This window comes from Novosphingobium aquimarinum (assembly GCF_009746585.1).
Lineage (GTDB): Bacteria > Pseudomonadota > Alphaproteobacteria > Sphingomonadales > Sphingomonadaceae > Novosphingobium > Novosphingobium aquimarinum.
In genome coordinates this window covers 166,714-186,318 of record NZ_WRPO01000002.1, presented here as the reverse complement: position 1 = coordinate 186,318, position 19,605 = coordinate 166,714, and the positions used below count along the sequence as shown (strand labels likewise).

Annotated in this window: 16 protein-coding genes; 6 read left to right on the top strand and 10 right to left on the bottom strand. The window is 65.2% G+C overall.

Translation table 11 applies throughout. The features are described from left to right. Positions 1-26: 26 nt before the first annotated feature. The 3 genes from lptE to GQO94_RS02920 all read left to right on the top strand — a co-directional run bounded on the left by lptE (position 27) and on the right by GQO94_RS02920 (position 3,077). On the top strand, positions 27-476 hold the full coding sequence (lptE, locus tag GQO94_RS02930; protein WP_198045774.1) for an LPS assembly lipoprotein LptE: 450 nt from the start codon (positions 27-29) through the stop codon (positions 474-476). Further along, positions 473-1,513: a DNA polymerase III subunit delta gene (holA, locus tag GQO94_RS02925; protein ID WP_156839655.1), complete on the top strand. Its 1,041-nt coding sequence runs from the start codon at positions 473-475 to the stop codon at positions 1,511-1,513. The genes lptE and holA overlap by 4 nt, the downstream gene beginning before the upstream one ends. Before the next feature lie 163 nt (positions 1,514-1,676). Further along, positions 1,677-3,077, top strand: a complete 1,401-nt coding sequence (locus GQO94_RS02920; protein WP_408636582.1) for an exopolysaccharide biosynthesis polyprenyl glycosylphosphotransferase — start codon at positions 1,677-1,679, stop codon at positions 3,075-3,077. Between the two features lie 131 nt (positions 3,078-3,208). On the opposite strand, the gene GQO94_RS02915 is transcribed toward GQO94_RS02920, so the two are convergent. The 3 genes from GQO94_RS02915 to GQO94_RS02905 are packed head-to-tail and all read right to left on the bottom strand — an operon-like array spanning position 3,209 to position 4,976. Beyond that, positions 3,209-3,688, bottom strand: a complete 480-nt coding sequence (locus tag GQO94_RS02915; protein WP_232332739.1) for an LptA/OstA family protein — start codon at positions 3,686-3,688, stop codon at positions 3,209-3,211. A gap of 8 nt (positions 3,689-3,696) precedes the next feature. After that, positions 3,697-4,344: an LPS export ABC transporter periplasmic protein LptC gene (gene lptC / locus GQO94_RS02910; protein WP_156839653.1), complete on the bottom strand. Its 648-nt coding sequence runs from the start codon at positions 4,342-4,344 to the stop codon at positions 3,697-3,699. Positions 4,345-4,352: 8 nt separating this feature from the next. Further along, the gene (locus GQO94_RS02905; protein ID WP_156839652.1) at positions 4,353-4,976 is read right to left on the bottom strand and encodes a ribonuclease D; all 624 of its coding nucleotides are present in this window, start codon (positions 4,974-4,976) and stop codon (positions 4,353-4,355) included. Positions 4,977-5,050: 74 nt separating this feature from the next. Between GQO94_RS02905 and ung the strand changes: the two genes are divergently transcribed. Continuing rightward, positions 5,051-5,746, top strand: a complete 696-nt coding sequence (gene ung / locus GQO94_RS02900; RefSeq protein ID WP_156839651.1) for a uracil-DNA glycosylase — start codon at positions 5,051-5,053, stop codon at positions 5,744-5,746. 51 nt (positions 5,747-5,797) lie between these two features. On the opposite strand, the gene GQO94_RS02895 is transcribed toward ung, so the two are convergent. The 6 genes from GQO94_RS02895 to GQO94_RS02870 form a co-directional block, all read right to left on the bottom strand. Beyond that, entirely contained in the window at positions 5,798-6,109 is a 312-nt protein-coding gene (locus tag GQO94_RS02895; protein ID WP_156839650.1) for an antibiotic biosynthesis monooxygenase family protein, read from the bottom strand. Positions 6,110-6,186: 77 nt separating this feature from the next. After that, the gene (locus tag GQO94_RS02890) at positions 6,187-6,591 is read right to left on the bottom strand and encodes a VOC family protein (RefSeq protein ID WP_156839649.1); all 405 of its coding nucleotides are present in this window, start codon (positions 6,589-6,591) and stop codon (positions 6,187-6,189) included. Between the two features lie 22 nt (positions 6,592-6,613). Further along, positions 6,614-8,044 carry a glutamate synthase subunit beta gene (locus tag GQO94_RS02885; protein WP_156839648.1) on the bottom strand — a complete coding sequence of 477 codons (1,431 nt, stop codon included), beginning with the start codon at positions 8,042-8,044 and terminating at the stop codon, positions 6,614-6,616. A 10-nt stretch (positions 8,045-8,054) separates the two neighbouring features. Beyond that, entirely contained in the window at positions 8,055-12,695 is a 4,641-nt protein-coding gene (gltB, locus tag GQO94_RS02880) for a glutamate synthase large subunit (protein ID WP_156839647.1), read from the bottom strand. A 239-nt stretch (positions 12,696-12,934) separates the two neighbouring features. Continuing rightward, positions 12,935-15,094, bottom strand: a complete 2,160-nt coding sequence (locus tag GQO94_RS02875; protein WP_156839646.1) for a hypothetical protein — start codon at positions 15,092-15,094, stop codon at positions 12,935-12,937. A 48-nt stretch (positions 15,095-15,142) separates the two neighbouring features. Beyond that, on the bottom strand, positions 15,143-16,387 hold the full coding sequence (locus GQO94_RS02870; RefSeq protein WP_156839645.1) for a TIGR04063 family PEP-CTERM/XrtA system glycosyltransferase: 1,245 nt from the start codon (positions 16,385-16,387) through the stop codon (positions 15,143-15,145). A 127-nt stretch (positions 16,388-16,514) separates the two neighbouring features. Here GQO94_RS02870 and GQO94_RS02865 point away from each other — a divergent pair, with 127 nt between their 5' ends. After that, positions 16,515-16,706, top strand: coding sequence for a hypothetical protein (locus tag GQO94_RS02865; RefSeq protein ID WP_156839644.1), 192 nt, complete (start codon positions 16,515-16,517; stop codon positions 16,704-16,706). After that, a complete protein-coding gene (locus tag GQO94_RS02860; RefSeq protein ID WP_156839643.1) occupies positions 16,699-18,072 on the top strand; it encodes a putative O-glycosylation ligase, exosortase A system-associated in 1,374 nt (457 codons plus the stop codon). The genes GQO94_RS02865 and GQO94_RS02860 overlap by 8 nt, the downstream gene beginning before the upstream one ends. 15 nt (positions 18,073-18,087) lie before the next feature. Here the strand turns inward: GQO94_RS02860 and GQO94_RS02855 are convergent, their stop codons facing one another. Next, positions 18,088-19,551: an alkaline phosphatase family protein gene (locus GQO94_RS02855; protein WP_156839642.1), complete on the bottom strand. Its 1,464-nt coding sequence runs from the start codon at positions 19,549-19,551 to the stop codon at positions 18,088-18,090. Between the last annotated feature and the right edge of the window lie 54 nt (positions 19,552-19,605).

Here is a 19,605-nt window from a genome sequence, read left to right as displayed (position 1 = left end):
CGCTCGCGAGCTGCGGGCTGCAGCCGATGTACGCGGGCGGCAGCAGCGGCGCGGTGGCGCGCGGGCTGTCCGAAGTCGAGGTGTCCGCCATCGAAGGCCGCGCCGGCTGGCTGGTGCGCAATGCGCTGGTCGATCGGCTCGATGCCTCGCAGGGAACCGGCCGCTACCGGCTCGACGTACGGCTCGATGACAATCTCGAAGGTTTCGCGCTGCTGTCCGACGACACCATCAGTCGCGAACGCCGCACCTTGCGCGCGCGCTACCAGTTGGTCGACATCGGCAGCAACGCGATCCTGATCGACGACACCGTCGGCTCCGACGCGGGTATCGACGTGCTCCAGTCCGACTATGCGACGATCGCGGCGGAACAGACCGCGCTTGAGAACCTGAGCAAGGTCATCGCCGATCGCATCGTCACCAATCTCTCGCTGCGCCTGCGCGATCAGGGCGGAGGGTCCACGGGCGCGAGCCGGTGAAGGCGACTCAGAAGGACTTCGCTTCGGTTGCGCCGCGCGCGGTGCGCGATGCGCGCATCTTCTACTTCTGCGGCCAGGACGAATCGGGCATCCATGATGCCGCCGCACGGATCGTCGCCTTGCTGCCCGATCCTGGCGAGCGCATCGAGATGTCGGGAGCGGACTTGCGCAAGGATCCGGTGCGGCTCGGCGACGAGGCAAGGTCGAACTCGCTGTTCGGCGATTCGCGTCACATCTGGGTCCGCGCGCAAGGCGACGATGCCCACGATGCGGTGGCCAATCTGATCGATGGCGAAGGCGAGCCGTGCCCGGTCCTGATTCTCGCCAGCAGCGCCACGGACAAATCTCGCATTGCCAAGCTGCTGGAAAAGCGCAGCGACAGCCTCGTCACGATGTTCTGGCCGCCCGACTTGCGTTCGGTCGCCGTCACGGTGCGGGCGCAGGCGGACGCCCTCGGGCTGCAGCTTGCCAGCGATCTTGCCGAACGCATTGCACGCGGCGCCGGTCTCGATACGCGGCTGGCGCGCTCGGAACTGGAAAAGCTCGCCTTGTATCTCGACGTCGCGCCGGAACGGCCCCGGCGAGTCGCGGTGACGGATCTGAACGCCATATCCGCGCAGACCGAGGACGATGGCTTTCAGGCGCTCGTCGATGCGATTCTCGGCGGGACGGCGCCGGTGGTCGGCACCGAGCTGAAACGGCTGCGCGAACTGGGCCTGAATCCCGTGGGCCTTCTGCTCGCTCTCGAACGACGCTGTGCGCAGCTGGCAGCGCTTGCAGCACGGATGAGCGGTCAGCGCGACGTGGGGAGCTTCGTCGAGGCAGAGGCGAAGGCGCGGCGCATCTTTTGGAAGGATAAAGGCGCGATCGCCGTGCAGTTGCGCGCCTGGCAAGGACAACGGCTGCAATGGTTGCAGCATGCGCTCATGACTATGCATCAGAATCTGCTTGCGAATAGCGCGGATGCGGACCTGCTTCTATCGCAGGGCCTCACCATTATTGCGCGTCGCCGTCTCGCATTGACACACCGCAAGTGATGCACAGCAGGACCCTCATCATCGCTTAGCCGTTGCCTTGCCCTGAACTACTGGATTATACGTAGTGCAGCGCAGCATTACTTGACTGCGCATGGGGAACGCACGCTTGTCCGATGTCGATGGACTTCAGGCCGCGAGGCAAATGGTGGGGGGGGCGATGCCGGTGGTTGCGCCGGTACGCGTCCAGCCCGTGCCTGCGCCGTTCGCCGGAGCCGATGATCTGCTCATCGCGCCATCGCTCGAACGGCGTCGGCTGCAATGCTACCTCGCCCTCATTCTTGCCGATATCGCGATCCTGCTGTTCGGTTTCGGCACCGCAGGCTACGTCTATTCGGGAGCCAGCGGCGGCTGGAGCGCGCTGGTTCGCGCGCAGGTTCTGCTGCCGATCTTCCTGACGATCGCCACCTATAACGGCTCCTATTCGATCAAGGCGCTGCGCGATCCGCTCAGCGGCAGCGCCCGGGCGCTGGTCGCGCTGGCTTTGTCCTTCGCCGCCGTCGTGTTCATTGCCTTCTACGCGCGAACGTCGACGGCCTATTCGCGATTCGGATTCAGCGCAGGCGCTATTCTCGGGGGCATTCTGCTTATCGTCGGCAGATGGAAAATGCGCCGGTTCGTCCGCTGGCGGTGCGGCGCAAATGCCATCAACGAACTCGTGATCGACGATGGCGGCCCGCGGATCGACATTGCCGGATCGATCCGGATTTCCGCCGCCGGGATGGGGCTCAAGGCCGATCTCGAAGATCCGCACGCGCTGGACCGGCTCGGCCTCGTGCTGCGCAACATCGATCGTGTGGTGGTGAGCTGCCCGCCCGAGCGTCGCTACGCCTGGTCGATGCTGCTCAAAGGCGCCAATGTCGATGGCGAAGTCCTCGACGATCAAGTCGTCCGGCTGGGCGCCCAAGGCGCGCGCGTGGTCGGCCACCATGGCCTGCTGATGATCTCGACCGGGCCGCTCGGCCTGCGCGATCGCGTAATCAAGCGCGCGTTCGATTTCGGGCTTACCGGTCTGGGAGTCCTGGCGCTGTCGCCGTTGATGATCGCCATCGCCATTGCCGTCAAACTCGAGGACGGCGGGCCGGTGTTTTTCGTCCAGCGCCGCATGGGGCGCGGCAATTGCTTCTTCCAGATGTACAAGTTCCGCTCGATGTCGGTCACCAAGTCCGACAGCGACGGCACCGTGTCAGCCTCGAAGGACGATCAGCGGGTGACGCGCGTCGGCCGGTTCATTCGCTCGACCAGTCTTGACGAGTTGCCGCAGCTGCTGAACGTGCTGCGTGGGGACATGAGCCTGGTCGGCCCGCGGCCCCATGCGATCGGTTCGCAAGCGGGCCAGAAACTGTTCTGGGAAGTCGACTTGCGCTATTGGCAGCGCCATTCCCTCAAGCCCGGTCTCAGCGGCCTGGCCCAGGTGCGCGGATTTCGCGGCGCGACCGATCACGAGCGCGATCTCGTGCAGCGGCTGCAGTCCGACCTCGAGTACCTCGAAGGCTGGACGATCTGGCGCGATCTCAAGATCCTGCTGCTGACCGCGCGCGTGCTGGTTCACGACCGGGCGTTTTGATTGCTGCGATCACGACATCCGTCGTGACCTTGGCGGCATCGGCCTAGAGCCGTTGTGAATGGCAACCTGCATCCGCCGGTACCGCACACTCGTCACAACCCTGACGAGCGCGCGCCGCAGAACCCTCGAACTTACTGCTTGGGAACGCTGAACGTGCCCGAAACGCGGCCCTCGGCGGCTGAAACGCCGCTGTTGAGATCGATCACGAAGCGGTTGCCGCGCAGCGTGTCGCTGCCCCGCTTGAGCGAGGCGTTGCCGACCATGGTGATGATCCGACGATTGAAGTCGTAGACCGCGACATCGCCGGTCGCGACTTCGTTCTGACGATTGACCCGGACGCCGCCCGTGGCCGTGATGCGCTGGATGCGCAGCGCGCCGGCATCGCTGAAGTTGACGATCGTACGCGCCGCCTGCAGCCGCAGGTCGGCCTGCTTGATGTCCACGTTGCCCGACAGGACGACGCGATCCTGCCTGTCTTGCAGCTCGATCCGATCCGCCGCGTAGTCGACGGGCGCATTGGTGTTGTGGCCGGGAAAGCCCTGCGCCCCGGATTGTTGGATCGTCAGGAGCCCGGCGCCTGCCAGCGCGAGAGCAAGGACGGGGCGGATCATGCGCGAACTCATTGCGGTATCCTCATCTTGCCCGGCACCATGCGCAGTCGCGCGTTGCCGTCGAGCGTGACCGTCCGATTCTCGAGATCCGCGACCATGCGCTCGGCGCGGAAGGTTCCGGTCGGCACTTGTCCCGAAACGCCGCCGGTGCCCACCGCCGTGCGGTTCTTGAGGTCAATCTCGACGTTGTTCGTATTCATGCGGTAGCCGTCCGGACCGGCGAAGGCGACGGGGCCGTTCACATCGATGCGCGATTGGTCGTAATCGTAGGCGCCCCGCGGCGCGCGGATCTCGGCCGGACCGTCATTGAGCTGCATCTGGGCCAGCAGCGTTTCCATCTGCACCACCGGCGCGCTGGAGCTCTGCTGCACGGCACTTCCAGCCTTCACCACGAAGGGTCGGCCAGTGGTGTCCTTGCCGCGATAGGCGGCATCGTCGACCGCGAGCCGCTCGTTGGTAATCGCCACCTTGTTGCGATCGAGCAGGAAGCTGATCTCACCACGCGGGCTCAGAGGGACGAGGATCATCACCGCCGCGACCACGCCGATACCGATCGGCATCGCTTTGCCGAGGAAGCCGACGAACCGATCCAGCGACCCGCCGGGAGTCGCGAACTGGCGCCGCCGGTTGCGCATCTGCGTGGCTTCGACTGACATGGCGCGGCTCAGGCCGATTCGTGACTGAAGATGTCGTGATCGGGCCAGCCGGCGAGATCGAGCCGCGCGCGGGCAGGCAGGAAATCGAAGCAGGCCTGAGCCAGTTCGGTCCGATGCTCGCGCGCGAGTCGTTCGACCAGGATCGTGTGCATCGCGTGGAGATAGCGCACGTCGGACGCGGCATATTCGCGCTGGGCGTCGCTCAGTTCGGGCGCGCCCCAGTCGCTCGACTGCTGCTGCTTGGAAATCTCCTTGCCCAGCAGCTCGCGCACCAGATCCTTCAGCCCATGCCGGTCGGTATAGGTGCGCACCATCTTGCTGGCGATCTTGGTGCAGAACACCGGCGCGGCGGTCACGCCGAGATAATGCTCGATCGCGGCCAGATCGAAGCGGGCGAAGTGATAGAGCTTTAACCGCGCCGGATCGGCCAGGACCGCCTTGAGATTGGGGGCCGCATAAGGACTGTCGGGCGCGAACCGGACCAGGTGCTCGTCGCCGCCTCCGTCCGAAATCTGCACGACGCACAAGCGGTCGCGCAGGGTGATGAGCCCCATGGTTTCGGTATCGACCGCAATGGGGCCCGGCGCGAGCACGCCTTCGGGGAGATCTTCTTCGTGGAGATGGACAGCCATAATCGCAAAATGCTTAGGGACTGGGCCTGTCTTACGCAATGGGCCAGTCCTTCTCCAAACGGATATGCGAGGCGATGAACGGGCAAACGAACGTCACACCAGTCCCCCCAAGCTGGCAAGCCGCGCTGGATCCGGTGCTGAACACGCCCGAATCGCGCAAGCTCGGCGGGTTTCTGCAAGCGGAGGAAGCGGCCGGCAAAACGATCTATCCGCCCCGCGGCGTTCGACTGCGCGCGCTCGAACTGACGCCGCTCGATGCGGTCAAAGTCGTGATTCTCGGGCAGGACCCTTACCACGGCCCCGGACAAGCGCACGGCCTCGCCTTTTCGGTGCAGTCCGGCGTGAAAGTGCCGCCGTCGCTGGTGAACATCTTCAAGGAACTGGAAAGCGATTGCGGCTGCCGGCGGCCCGCTCACGGCAATCTCGAAACCTGGGCGCGGCAGGGCGTGCTGTTGCTCAACAATGCGCTGACTGTCGAGGCCGGACGCGCTGGCGCGCATCAGGGATTGGGCTGGGAAGCGATCACCGATGCCGTGGTGGCGGCAGTGGCAGCCAAGCCCGAGCCTTGCGTGTTCCTGCTGTGGGGCAACCATGCGCGCCGCAAGGCGGAACGCGTGCCGGGCCTGCGAGGCAGCCACCACCTGGTGCTGACCGCGCCGCATCCGAGCCCGCTTTCGGCCCATTCGGGCTTTCTCGGCTGCAAGCACTTCAGCCGCGCGAACGCGTTTCTCGAAGAGCATGGACGCGGCGCCATCGACTGGCAGCTGTGATCATCGCGAAATCTGCCAAGCTCGAACTTGCGTCCGGCAGCGATAATTCACTTACGCCGAGGCACCCGGAATAGGTTCGTCCATCTCGTAGTGGCTGACGCGGCCGCCGGACGTGAGATTAGCGAAGCGCGCGCTGAAGGCCTTGAAAGGCGCGAGCGAGCGTGCCGCCATATGATCTTCGATCGAGGTCCACACCACGTTGAGCAAGAACGTGCTGGGGTCTTCGACGCCGCGGCCCAGCCGCACCGAGACCACACCCTTGCATTGTGCCAGATCGGAGAGCCCGCCGCCGGCGTTCATGATGTCGGCAAACTCTTCTTCCATGCCTGGGACGCATTCGACTTCGGCGACTTCCAGCAGCATTCGGCCTTCCCTTCGCAGAGATATCGCAGTTTTCTGCGATCCGCCCATAGATGCGTCAAGCGCGATCGCGTCGCAAATCATCCCAAGTGGTCATGGCAGGCGAGCGCGATCTTGTTGCCTTCCGGATCCCGAAGGTACGCGCCGTAATAGTCCGAGTGATAGTTTGGACGCAGGCCCGGCGCGCCCTCGTCGGAGCCACCGGCCGCGAGCGCTGCGGCATGCGCGGCATCGACCAGCGCCCGGCTGGGTGCGAGCAGGGCCAGCATGACGCCGTTGCCGGGATTGGGTTCGCCCTCGAGCGGTCTGCCGTAGACGAGCAGTGGTCGTCCGGTCGGCCCGTCGAGATGCACGGGCTGCCAGGCAGCCCAAGGCTTGTCCGGTTCGCAGAAGCGCAGCTTCCAGCCGAGCGGCGGCAGCAGCTGGGTCCAGAAGCGATGCGCGCGCTCGAAATCGCGGACGGGCAGATGGACGTGGCTGATCACCGGCCCATGCCCCCGCGCTTGGTCAGCGCGGCAGTTCGCTCTTTCCCATCAGCGCGAGGTCGACGGCGCGGGCGCACTGGCGGCCTTCGCGGATCGCCCAGACGACCAGGCTTTGTCCGCGCCGCATGTCGCCGCAGGCAAAAATCTGCTCGTCGCTCGACTGGTATTGCACCGTATCGGCCTTGACGTTGCCGCGCGGGTCGAGTTCGAGCCCGGCCTGCTCGAGCATGCCCTTGCGAGGACCGAGAAAGCCCATCGCGAGCAGGATCAGATCGGCCTGGAGCGTGAATTCGCTGCCGGCGATTTCCTGCATGCGGCCGTCTTTCCATTCGACGCGGACACATTCGAGGCCCTTGACGTCGTTGTCGCCGACGACGCGCTTGGTCAGGATCGCCCAGTCGCGCTCGCAGCCTTCCTCGTGGCTGGAAGAGGTGCGCAGCTTGAGCGGCCAGAACGGCCAGCTCATCGCCTTGTCTTCCTTCTCGGGCGGCTTGGGCATGATCTCGAGCTGGGTGACGGACGCCGCGCCCTGGCGGTTCGATGTGCCGACGCAGTCCGAACCGGTGTCGCCGCCGCCGATGACGATGACGTGCTTGCCGGTCGCGGTGAGCGAGCCGCGCGGGGCGGCGCGCAGTTCGTCGTCGCCCGCGTTGCGCTTGTTCTGCTGCGTGAGGAATTCCATCGCGGCGCGCACGCTGGGCAGCTCGGCGCCGGGAATCTCCAGTCGACGCGCTTCCTCGGCGCCGCCTGCCAGGACGACGATGTCGAAGTTTTCCTTCAGTGACTTCATCGACACGTCGACACCGACTTCGGTCGAAGTGCGGAAGGTCACGCCTTCCGCTTCCATCTGTACCGCGCGGCGGTTGATGTGGTGCTTTTCCATCTTGAAGTCGGGAATGCCGTAGCGCAGCAACCCGCCGACGCGGTCCGACTTTTCGATGACGGTTACCGAATGGCCCGCGCGGGCGAGCTGCTGCGCGCAGGCCATGCCCGCCGGACCCGAACCGACCACCGCGACCGACTTGCCGGTCTTCTCGGCGGGAACGCGCGGGGCGATCCAGCCTTCCTGCCACCCGCGATCGACGATGGCGCATTCGATCGACTTGATCGTCACCGGCTCGTCGATGATGTTGAGCGTGCACGCCGCCTCGCACGGGGCGGGGCAAATGCGGCCGGTGAACTCGGGGAAGTTGTTGGTCGAGTGCAGGACCTCGAGCGCGTTCTTCCAGTCCGCTTCGTAGACCAGGTGGTTCCAGTCCGGGATGATGTTGTTGACCGGGCAGCCCGTGTGGCAGTGCGGCACACCGCAGTTCATGCAGCGCGACGCCTGCGCCTTCAGCGCATCTTCCGGAAGCGGGACGACGAACTCCTTGTAGTCCTTCAGCCGCTTGGCGGGGTCCTCATAAGTCCGGTCATGCCGGTCAAGCTCGAGGAAGCCGGTTTCCTTGCCCATGGTTTCCTCCTTATTCCGCCGCGACGCTGGCGGCTTCGAGGCGCTCGGCCTCGAGCTGACGCAGCGCCTTCGCGTAATCGCGCGGCATCACCTTTTTGAACTTGCCCACCGCGTTGTCGAAATCGTCGAGCAGCGCGCGCGCCCGCTTCGAGCCCGTATGCAGGTGGTGGCGTTCGAGCAGGATCCGCAAACGATCGGCGTCGTGGCGCAGCATGTCGCCCATGCCGAGATCGTTGACCCCGTTGGTGCGCTGCTGCGGACGGCCAGTCCCTTCGTCCTCGTCGCTGGTCGGCGAAATCGTTTCGAGATCGACCATCGCCATGTTGCACAGCTTATCGAAAACATCGTCCTCGTCGTAGACGTAGGCGACGCCGCCCGACATGCCCGCCGCGAAGTTGCGCCCGGTCTTGCCGAGCACGACGACCACGCCGCCGGTCATGTACTCGCAGCCGTGGTCGCCCACGCCTTCCACCACCGCGATCGCGCCCGAATTGCGCACCGCGAAACGTTCACCGGCGACGCCGTTGAAGAACGCTTCGCCGCTGATCGCGCCGTAAAGCACGGTGTTGCCGACGATGATATTATTGAGCGGATCGCGGTTCACGCGCTCGGGCTGGCGCACGATCACTCGGCCACCCGACAAGCCCTTGCCCACGTAATCGTTGGCATCGCCGGTCAGGTCCAGAGTAACGCCATGCGCGAGCCAGGCACCGAAGCTCTGCCCGGCGACACCGGTGAGCTTCACGTTGATCGTGTTGTCGGGAAGGCCCGCGTGGCCGTAACGCCGCGCGACTTGGCCCGAAAGCATCGCGCCCACCGTGCGGTTGACGTTGATGATCGGTTTTTCGATGCGGACCGCCTGGCGGCTTTCCAGCGCATCGGCCGCCGCTTCGATCAGTTCGTTGTCGAGCGCGTTTTCCAGGCCGTGATCCTGCGTGCCCGACCAGTTGAGCGAGGGGCTGTCGCCTTGTCCGGGGAAATGCAGCACCTTCGAGAGGTCAACGCCCTTCGCCTTGTAGTGCGAAATCGCCTTCTTCATGTCGAGGCGGTCGACGCGGCCGACCATTTCCTCGACGGTGCGGAAGCCCATCTCGGCCATGATCGCGCGCAGTTCCTCGGCGACGAAGAAGAAGTAGTTGACCACATGCTCGGGCGCGCCAGTGAAGCGCGCGCGCAGCACCGGGTCCTGCGTCGCGACGCCGACCGGGCACGTGTTGAGGTGGCACTTGCGCATCATGATGCAGCCCGCCGCGATCAGCGGGGCGGTGGCGAAGCCGAACTCGTCGGCGCCGAGCAGCGCCGCGACCGCGACGTCGCGTCCCGTGCGCAGACCGCCGTCGGCTTGCACCGCGATGCGGCTCCGCAAGTTGTTGAGCAGCAGCGTCTGCTGGGTCTCGGCCAGGCCGATTTCCCAAGGCGAACCCGCATGCGTCAGCGACGTCAACGGCGAAGCGCCGGTGCCGCCTTCGTAGCCTGAGATCGTGACGTGATCCGCGCGCGCCTTGGAAACGCCCGCCGCGACCGTGCCGACGCCAACTTCGGAGACGAGCTTGACCGAGATCCGCGCGGCCGAATTGACGTTCTTCAAGTCGTGGATCAGCTGCGCCAGATCCTCGATCGAGTAGATGTCGTGGTGCGGCGGCGGCGAAATCAGGCCGACGCCCGGCGTCGAGTGCCGCACTTTGCCGATCGTCTTGTCGACCTTGTGACCGGGCAACTGACCGCCCTCGCCGGGCTTGGCGCCCTGCGCCATCTTGATCTGGATGTCGTCGGCGTTGACGAGGTATTCGGTGGTCACGCCGAAGCGGCCCGAGGCGACCTGCTTGATCGCCGAGCGCATCGAATCGCCGTTGTCCATCGGCGTGAAGCGATCGACTTCCTCGCCACCTTCGCCGGTGTTCGACTTGCCGCCAATGCGGTTCATTGCCATCGCCAGCGTGGTGTGCGCCTCGCGGCTGATCGAGCCGAAGCTCATCGCGCCGGTGGCGAACCGCTTGACGATCTCGTTGGCGGGCTCGACTTCGGAAATGTCGATCGGCTTGTCCGCCGCCTTCAGTTCCATCAGTCCGCGGATCGTCAGCATGCGCTCCGACTGGTCATTGATCGTCTTGGCGAACTCGGCGTACTTTTCGGGCACGTTGCCGCGCACCGCGTGCTGCAGATTGCCGATGTTCTCCGACGTCCACGCGTGCTCTTCGCCGCGCACCCGCGAGCCATAGATGCCGCCGACGTCGAGCATGTTGGCGTAGATCGGGTTGTCGCCATAGGCCTCGGCGTGGCGGCGCACGGTTTCCTCGGCGATTTCGGCAAGGCCCGCGCCTTCGATCGTGGTCGCGGTGCCGGTGAAGTAGGCATCGACGAACTTGCTCGACAAGCCGACCGCATCGAAGATCTGCGCGCCGCAATATGACTGGTAGGTCGAGATGCCCATCTTAGACATCACCTTCCGAATACCCTTGCCGATCGCGTAGATGTAGTTCTTGCGCGCCTGATCGGCGTCGATCGGCAGCTTCTTGCGAACCCGCATGGCTTCGATCGTCTCGAACGCGACGTAGGGGTTGATTGCTTCGGCGCCATAGCCCGCGAGCGCGCAGAAATGGTGCACTTCGCGCGCTTCGCCGGTTTCGACGACGAGGCCGGTCTGCATACGTAGGCCTTGGCGAACGAGGTGATGGTGCACGGCGGCGGTCGCCAGCAGCGCGGGCATCGGGATGCGATCGGGACCTTGCGCACGGTCGGACAGGATGAGGATGTTCTTGTCCGCCAGCACCGCCTCGGTCGCGGCCCAGCACATTTCCTTGATCGCCATTTCCAGGCCCTCGGCGCCGCTTACGGCATCCCAGGTCATGTCGATGGTCTCGGTGCGAAACGCGCCGTCGAGCGCGGCCTCCACCGAACGAATCTTGGCCAAGCCCTGGTCGGTGAGGATCGGCTGGCTGACTTCGAGCCGCTTGTGCGTGCCCGCATCGCGGCCCAGCAGGTTGGGGCGCGGGCCGATCATCGAGACCAGGCTCATCACCAGCTCCTCGCGGATCGGATCGATCGGAGGGTTGGTGACTTGCGCGAAGTTCTGCTTGAAATAGTCGTAGAGCAGGCGCGACTTGTTCGACAGCACCGGGATCGGCGTGTCGGTGCCCATCGAGCCGATCGGATCGTCGGCATTCACCGCCATCGGCTCGAGGAAACGGCTCAAGTCTTCCTGCGTGTACCCGAAGGCCTGCTGGCGATCGAGCAGGCTGCCGGTCGGCTGCGGCAGTTCGGCCAGCTCGGGCTCGATCACGTCGAGGTCCTTGAGCATGTACTGCGCCTTGTCGAGCCACATCTGATAGGGCTCTTCAGCGGCGAGCTGGGTCTTGAGCTCCTCGTCCTCGATGATGCGGCCCTGCTCGAAGTCGATCAGCAGCATGCGGCCGGGCTGAAGCCGCCACTTGCGCACGATGTTGTCTTCCTTGATCGGCAGCACGCCCGATTCCGACGCCATCACGCACAGATCGTCATCGGTGACGAGGAAGCGCGCGGGGCGCAAACCGTTGCGGTCGAGCGTGGCGCCGATCTGGCGGCCATCGGTGAAGGCGACGGCGGCGGGTCCGTCCCACGGCTCCATCAGCGCGGCATGATACTCGTAGAACGCGCGGCGTTCCGGGCTCATCAGCGGATTGCCGGCCCAGGCTTCCGGGATCAGCATCATCATCGCGTGGCTAAGCGAATAGCCGCCCGCGAGCAGCAGCTCGAATGCGTTGTCGAGGCAGGCCGTGTCCGACTGGCCGTGCGGGATCAGCGGCCACATCTTGTCGAGATCGGAGCCCAGGAGCTCCGATTCCATCGTGCGGCGGCGTGCGTTCATCCAGTTCACGTTGCCGCGAACGGTGTTGATCTCGCCGTTGTGCGCCATGAAGCGATAGGGGTGCGCCAGCTTCCAGCTCGGGAAGGTGTTGGTGCTGAAGCGCTGGTGGACGAGGCCGAGCGCGGACACGCACGCGGGATCGCGCAAATCGTCGTAGAAGCTGCCGACCTGGGTCGCCAGCAGCAGGCCCTTGTAGACGCACGTGCGGCTCGAGAAGCTTGGCATGTATAGCTCGGTCAGGCCCGGAAGCTGATGCTTCGCGGCCATCTGCGCGAGCGGGTTCTGCGTCTGCTTGCGGATCGAGAGCAGCTTGCGCTCGAACGCGTCCTGATCGGGCGTGCCGGCCCCGCGCGCGACGAAGCACTGGCGCACGACCGGCATCGAGGCGATCACCGCCTTGCCCAGGCCATCGAGAGTCGTCGGCACATCGCGCCAGCCGATCAGCTCCTGGCCTTCCTTCTTGATGAACTTCTCGAAGGTCTCGATCACGAGATCGCGCGCGGCTTCGTCCTGCGGGAGGAAACACATCGCGACGGCGTAATCGCCTTCGGCGGGAAGCGTCTTGCCTTCACCTTCGGCCCACTTGCGGAACAGCGCGTCGGGCATCTGGATCAGAATGCCGGCGCCGTCACCCATCAGCGGATCAGCCCCAACCGCGCCGCGATGATCGAGGTTTTTCAGAATCTCCAGGGCCTGGGTTACGATCGCATGCGATTTCTGCCCTTTGATATGGGCAACAAAGCCCACACCGCAGGAATCGTGTTCGTTACGCGCGTCGTAAAGGCCTTGGGGTTCCGGAAATCCCATCTATATCATCCATCCTGTCTGTTGCGGGTCCGCGCCCCGGCTCTCGCGCTTGCCGAACGCGATTCGCGCAGCCGCGCGCTGCGACGAGACCACCCGAATTTTCCCCATGACGAAACAACATGCTTTTTGCAACCGCGAAGCCGAATCAACGAACGAAAATGACCCGCAGAACGCGGGTCATCGTTCGATAGTTGTGCGCTAAGGCAGCAGAGAGGAACCGAATGTCGGTTCCGCGCGATTCAGGCCGCGCCGCTGATCCGCTGCAGGTTCGCGAGTGCGGCCCGCAGTCGCCGCTCGGTTTCTTCGGCCTCGTCGCGCGATTCGGCGGCTGCCGGCGGATCGAAGGGACGCTGGTCCGAGAAGGGGTTGTCGAAGGCGGCCGCATCATCCTTGCGAACCGATTTGTCCTCGCCGGGAAAGACGACGAACGGCTGGACTTCGTCGCTGGTCTCGGGCTCGTCGATCCGGACGAACTGCTTGTCGAACGGTCGCGACAGATTGAGCAGCGAGGAATAGCCTTCTTCCAGCGCTTCGGCGTCTTCCTCGCCGTCGCCTTCGTCTTCGTCGGTGTCCGCCGCCGCGCGCGATGCCGCCGGGATCGATGTGTTCATCGCCATGCCGATGCTGCGCGGGGGCACATAGCCGGGAAGTTCGTCGTCCTCGCCATCGGCTTCGAACGAAACCGGGCGCAGCGCCGCGGGGATCGTGCGGGGCATCGCCAAGGGCTGGGGAGCCATGTCTTCGGGTTCGTCGGATTCTTCCGGTTCGTCCGAAACATCCGAAGGAATCGGGAGAATGTCGCTCCAGGGATTGGGCATGGGCGACGGGTCTTCTGCCGGCGCCTCTGCTGTCGGCATTTGCGCTTCGGGAGCGGACGCGTCCCCGACCGCCGTAGCGCGATCGAGCCGGCGCCGTGCCATCGACATGGCCAGACGCTCGAGCAGTTCGACCGGCGAGAGTTCATCCAGTTCGCTGGACGCGATCCGCTCTGCCGCGGTCGAGTCCCTGCCATCGATCTCGGCTGTATCCAGCGGCGCGGGATCGTCGCGACCTTGGGCTTCTTCTTCCGATGGCTCTTCCAGAGCATCGTCCTGAGACGTTACTTCGTCATCCTGAACCTCGAACATCGTCGGTTCGGTTTCCGGCGCATCCGGGGCTGCCGCGGGCGCGTCTTCCGCGCTGTCAGTGAACGGCGCGGGTTCTTCGGTCGCTTCGTGCGTCGCGGCGATGGATCGCGGGAACAGCGGCGCGTAGTGCTCGGGCGCGGCTTCGCTGGTCTCGTCGAGTTCGGTTTCGTCCCAATCGCCGAGGGCCAGGCGCGGCAGCAATCGCGCGTTCGGCTCCGCAGTCGTCGCTTCGGTGCGCTTGAACAGCGGATTGGCTGCGGCCGCGGTCGCGCGTTCGGCGCGGGAGGCGATTTCGCGGGAATAGGCCTCGAACAAGCGATTGTTGAGCGAGGAGCGCGACGCGGTTTCCGACGTCGGTGCGGCGTCCGGGAAGGCGACGTCGCTGTCCGCGAACGGTGGCGCCTGGAACGCCTGGCGATCGGCTTCGTCAGCAGTGGGCTCCGTATCCAGAGCCTCGGCTGACGCTTCGGTAGTCTCTTCGTCAGCCGCTTCGTCAACGGGTTCGTCTTCGAGATCCGCTTCGAGCTCCATTATGGAAAACCCTGGATTCGGCGCGAAGACTTGCGCGTCAGCGGGAAGCTGGATCGACCGGGCGGGGGCCGCCTGCTCGCGGAACGCGTCTTCGAATGCTTCGCCTTCGTCTTCGTCTTCGGAAGCCAGGAAGGCGGGCTCACGATCCCGGTCATCATACTCTTCGTGATCGTACGGTTCGTGATTGCCGGCACCGGCACGGTCATCGTCATCAGCGTCGGCCAATTCCGGCTCGTCATCGCCAAGCTGTTCGAAGCCCTCGAGCTCGAACTCGGTGACGTCGAGAATGCGCGCCGAATGGCCGGGGACAGGCGCGTTGTCGCGGGCTTCGAGCGGGCTCGTGTCTTCCTGCATCGCCAGCGCGCGGCGGCGGGGCGAAGCGGCACCGGTCGTGGCTTCGGGCAATTCGGCAGCGTGTACGCTGGCGCTCTTGGGGGCGCGGCGCCGTTCGGGCTTTTCCTGGCTGGGTCGCGAAATCTGGCGCGCGATCAGCCCGCCGATCAGTCCGCCAAGGCCGGTCATAGCGAGCGCCAGCAGGATGCGGGTGGTCACGCCGAGCGGTGGCGCAGCCATCGGGATCACGCTGTCGATTCCGCCCGCCAGCACCATCTGCTCGATCAGCGCGGGCCGAATCGCCAGGCTCCCGAGACCGAACAGCGCAGCGAACCACAACGCGACGATCGCGGGGAAGAGCGGGTGACGGGTCAGGGATGGACGGCTGACCGGTTTCTTGCGGTTCATTTCGGACAAAATCATACCCCGTTGCAGCCGTTGGCGGGAGCGATCACGTCAGGCGACCGCGCCAAGCCCCGTTTTTTCGACACTCGGGGGTAACAAGCTTTGGTAAACGGGAAGATAACGCGCAACATTGCGGGCCCAATCGTGGGACTCGCGGACATGCGCCTGACCCGCCTTGAGGTAGTTCGCCCAGTCGCCGCGATGGGTGAGCAGATTGGCCAGCGCACCGGCACAAGCGGCCGCATCGTCCGGCTCGAACAGTCGTCCGGTGACGCCATCCTCGATCAGTTCGCGGTGGCCCCCGACGTCGGACGCCGCCACGAGCTTGTCTTGCGCCATCGCTTCGAGCGGCTTGAGCGGCGTCACCAGATCGGTGAGGCGGCTGCGCTTGCGCGGATAGGCCATGATATCGGCCAGTGCGTAATAGCGCTCGACTTGGTCATGGGGCACGCGGCCGACGAAGCGAATCGCGTCGGCGGCAGGGCTGGCGGCGGCCTGCTCGCGCAAGGCGGCCTCCATCGGGCCGCCGCCGACAAGCATAAGGCGGGCATCGCGATGATAGCGCGTGAGCAGCGCCATCGCATCGATCAGGACGTCGATGCCTTCGTAATCGTAGAAGCTGCCGATGAAGCCGATCACGGGGCGCGGACCAGTCTCGCTCACGAAACCGAGTTCGCGGGCAAGGCTTTCGTCGCGCGGCACCGGCTCGCCGAACATGGCGAGGTCGACGCCGTTCGGCATGACCGTGATCTTGTCCGCCGCGTGGCCTCGGCGGATCAGATCCGCCCGCAGGCCCTCGCAGATCGTGACGACCGCGTCCGCCTGCGCGATCACGCGGTCCTCGAGACGGCGCGTGAGCCGATAGCGCAGCGAGCCTTCGCTGCCGGTTCCGTTGCCGACGGCAGCATCTTCCCAGAAAGCGCGGATCTCATAGACGAACGGCAGCTTGAGCCGCCGGGCCGCGCGTGCCGCGGCCTCGCCGCAAAGCGCGGGCGAATGGGCGTGGATGATATCGGGGCGCCAGTCTTGGGCCAGGGTCTCGATCGCCTGGGACAGCATCGCGATCTCGCGCCATTCGCGCAGGCCAACCGGTCCGCTGGCGACGCCGGGGGTGCGGTGGAACAACAGCCCGTCCGCCGCTTCTGCCGGAGGCCCTTCCGCCGTGTGGCGCAGCCCGGTGATCCCGCGAATCTCGAACCCCATCGCCTGCTGCGACTTGAGAATGGCGCGTGTGCGGAAGGTGTAGCCACTGTGCAGCGGCAGCGAGTGATCGAGGACATGAAGGATACGCGTCATGATCCGAATTCCTAGACCGCGAAGGCTTAACGCGCCGTCAACTCCGTTCTTCTATGGATTTGCCACAGGTTAGCGGACCTGAGGCGCAGGCCTCATTGTCATGGCGCAATTCGGAACGAGGGCAAGCATGGTCGACATTTTCGCGCTCGCGCTGCCGCATGCCTTGCTCGTGATCGCGTTGTTGCGGATCGTGATGCGCGACGATCTCGACGACGAGAACGAACCGGGCGACGAAATCGGCGCGCCACAGGGTTCGGCGTCACAGGGTTCATCCGTCCGTCGCGCGCGCGTTGCGCGTGGAGTGCGTGTGCGTGACTGAGCTTGGCCTGCTCGCCGTCTTCGGGATCTTCCTCGCCCTGGGCTTTCGCCGGCCCTTCGTGTGGGTCCTGCTCTATCTTTGGGTCGATATCCTCGCGCCGCAGCTGATCGGCTATCGCATCTTGCCACTTCTTCCGGTTTCGCAGATCGCCTTCGCCGCGGCGTTCGGCGGCTGGCTGCTGGTCGACGACAAGACCGATTCGCGTTTCACCTGGCGGCAGGGCCTGATTGTCGTGCTGATGATCTACTGCGGCATCAGCACGCTCGGCGCGACGTTCGCGGAGGAAGCGGCCGGCAAGTGGTCGTGGGTGTGGAAAGCGCTGCTCTTCGCGATCTTCCTGCCGCTCACGCTGCGCACTCGTCTGCGGATCGAGGCGGCGACGCTGGTCATCACACTGTCGATCGCGGCGATCATCATCGACGGCGGCATCAAGACCGTGATCAGCGGCGGCGGCTACGGCACAATGCAATTCTTCGTGTCGAACAACATCGGCCTCTACGAAAGCTCGATCATTTCGACGGTGGCGATCTCGGTAATCCCGATCACGATCTGGCTTGCGCGCCACGGCACGATCTTTCCCAGCGACTGGCGAGTCTGGACGTTCGCTTGCGCGCTGGTGTTCTCATGCGCGCTGATCCCCGTCGGCACTGCCGCGCGCACCGGGCTCGTCTGCCTGCTACTGCTTTGCGCCTTGTACTTGCGGACCGCGAAGCACCGCTTGTTGATCGGGGGGGCGATGGCCCTGGCCGGTCTTGTCGCGGTCCCGTTCCTGCCCTCCGCGTTTACGCAGCGCATGAGCACGATCGAGAACCATGCCGCCGATGAATCGGCCAGCACCCGCCTGGCGGTCTGGGCCTGGACGCTCGACTATGTGAAGGATCACCCGTTCGGCGGTGGTTTCGACATCTACCGGGCCAACAAGCTCAGCTTCGAGACGGTCGAGGCGGACACTTCGGGCGCGACGACGATGGTCGAAACCAAGGAAGTCACCGAGAACGGCCGCGCCTTTCATTCGAGCTATTTCGAAATGCTGGGCGAACAGGGCTGGCCCGGTCTGTTCATATGGCTGCTGCTGCAAGTCTCGGGGCTGTGGCAGATGGAGATCGTGCGCCGCCGCTATCGCAAGCGCGAGGAGCCCGAGTGGCAATGGACCGCGCCCTTCGCCAACGCGCTACAGCTCGCGCACATCGTCTATCTGGCGGGTTCGGCCTTCGTCGGGATCGCCTTCCAGCCGTTCATCTATATGCTGATCGGCCTGCAGTGCGGCTTGTGGACCTACTTGCGCCGCGTCGATCCGGTGGTGACGCACAAGCGTCGCGAGCCGAAACGCGGGGTCCGTGCGGAACCTCTCGCCGAAGCCGGCTGAGCCGGCCTCGCAAGATCAGACTGCGGCGAGGTGCGGGAGCAGGCTCGATCCGCGCAGCCCGGCAGGCGTCGGCACGCCGAGCAGTTCGAGCATGGTCGGGAGGATATCGAGGATCGAGGGACGCTCTTCGAACCGGCGATGTGCGCCGGTCTGAATCCACAAGCAGCCGTCGGGATGGTGACGCCCGCTCTTGATCGCTTCGATCTGGTAGAACAGCGAGCCGAACGGCACGGTCCGGCCCGTGGCTTCGTCGTGGACCGGCGTGTCGGGCGCGGTCTTGCGCGCGATCTGGCAGCCGAGATAGAGGCCGTGGCCGGCGGCCCGTATCGCCGGAAAGTCGAAGATCGCGCGGCCCGCCTCGGGGCCCTCGCCCGCCAGCACGAAAGCGGCCAACCGCGCGCGCGCCGCCTCGTGCTCCGCAGCGCTGGCGAAGCTGGCGAGATACTGGTGCGTCATCGTCGGATCGACGTCGCTGCAGGCGATGCCGACGCTTTTGAGGAAGCCGCGCACGTCGTGCAGGCGGTGGAAATGCTGGCCGCCGGTTTCCTCGTGCCGCAGGAACGGCTGCTGGCTGAGCGCGGTCATGAACACCAGGGTCGCACCTTCGCGGCGCGCGAAGGTCCGGAACTCGCCGACCAGCTTGTCCATCGCCTCGTAGCCGAAACGAATCGCATCGCCGTAAATCGCCATTTCCCGCGCATCGGGCCGGACCGTGAACGCGTTGGGGTCCATGTGCCGCCAGTAGCTATGCTGCAGATGGGCGATCGAATTGGCGAAGAAGCTCGCGTAGTGCGGGCGATGGCGGCGCCAGGTGCTGCGAAAGACATCGAATTGCAGCCGATCGAGCAACGCGACGCGCTTCCATGAAAGCGCGGGATCGCGTCTCTTTTCGTCGGCGAGCTGCGCGAGGATCTGAAAAACGGTTCGCGCCGAAAGTCCGTGCGAGGCCATGAAGGCGAGAAAGCGCGCTTGTTCGGCCTTGCCGAGCCCCCCGGCCGCGTTCGAATATTCGCGCACATTGTGGCTGACGAAGCGGTTGTAGATGTTCAGTTCGGCTGGCGAGGCGTTGCCGTCCTCGGTCCAGGGATCGCCGAGATAGACGCTGCCGGGCGCCGAAAACGGCGCGACGTTCATGCTGGCGAAGCTCGCCACGCGCCGCCCCGCCGCCATCAGCATGCGATAGATATCGGGATGACCCGCACGAGCGCCATCGGTCAAGTGGAAGACCCGATGCTCCTCGTAGGGCAGGCCGGTGTGAATCGAGTACCACTGGATCCAGGGTTCGAGCTGCGCCGGCTCTGTCACGTCGGCGCTGGTCACGTGGACGGCGCTTTCCTCGTACAGCGCCCGGAAGTTGGGCAGCCGGCCCTCGGCCATCCAGCGTTCGAGCAAATCGGGGCACAGCTCGTTCAGCTCGAGCGCGATTATGCGCTCGGCGCGCGGCGCGCCGGATTCGAAGTGCATCGGAAGGTCTGTCATCAGCTTGGTCTCGCGCAATCCTGGCAGGGGGCGGGGATTGCAGCCTTCCATAGC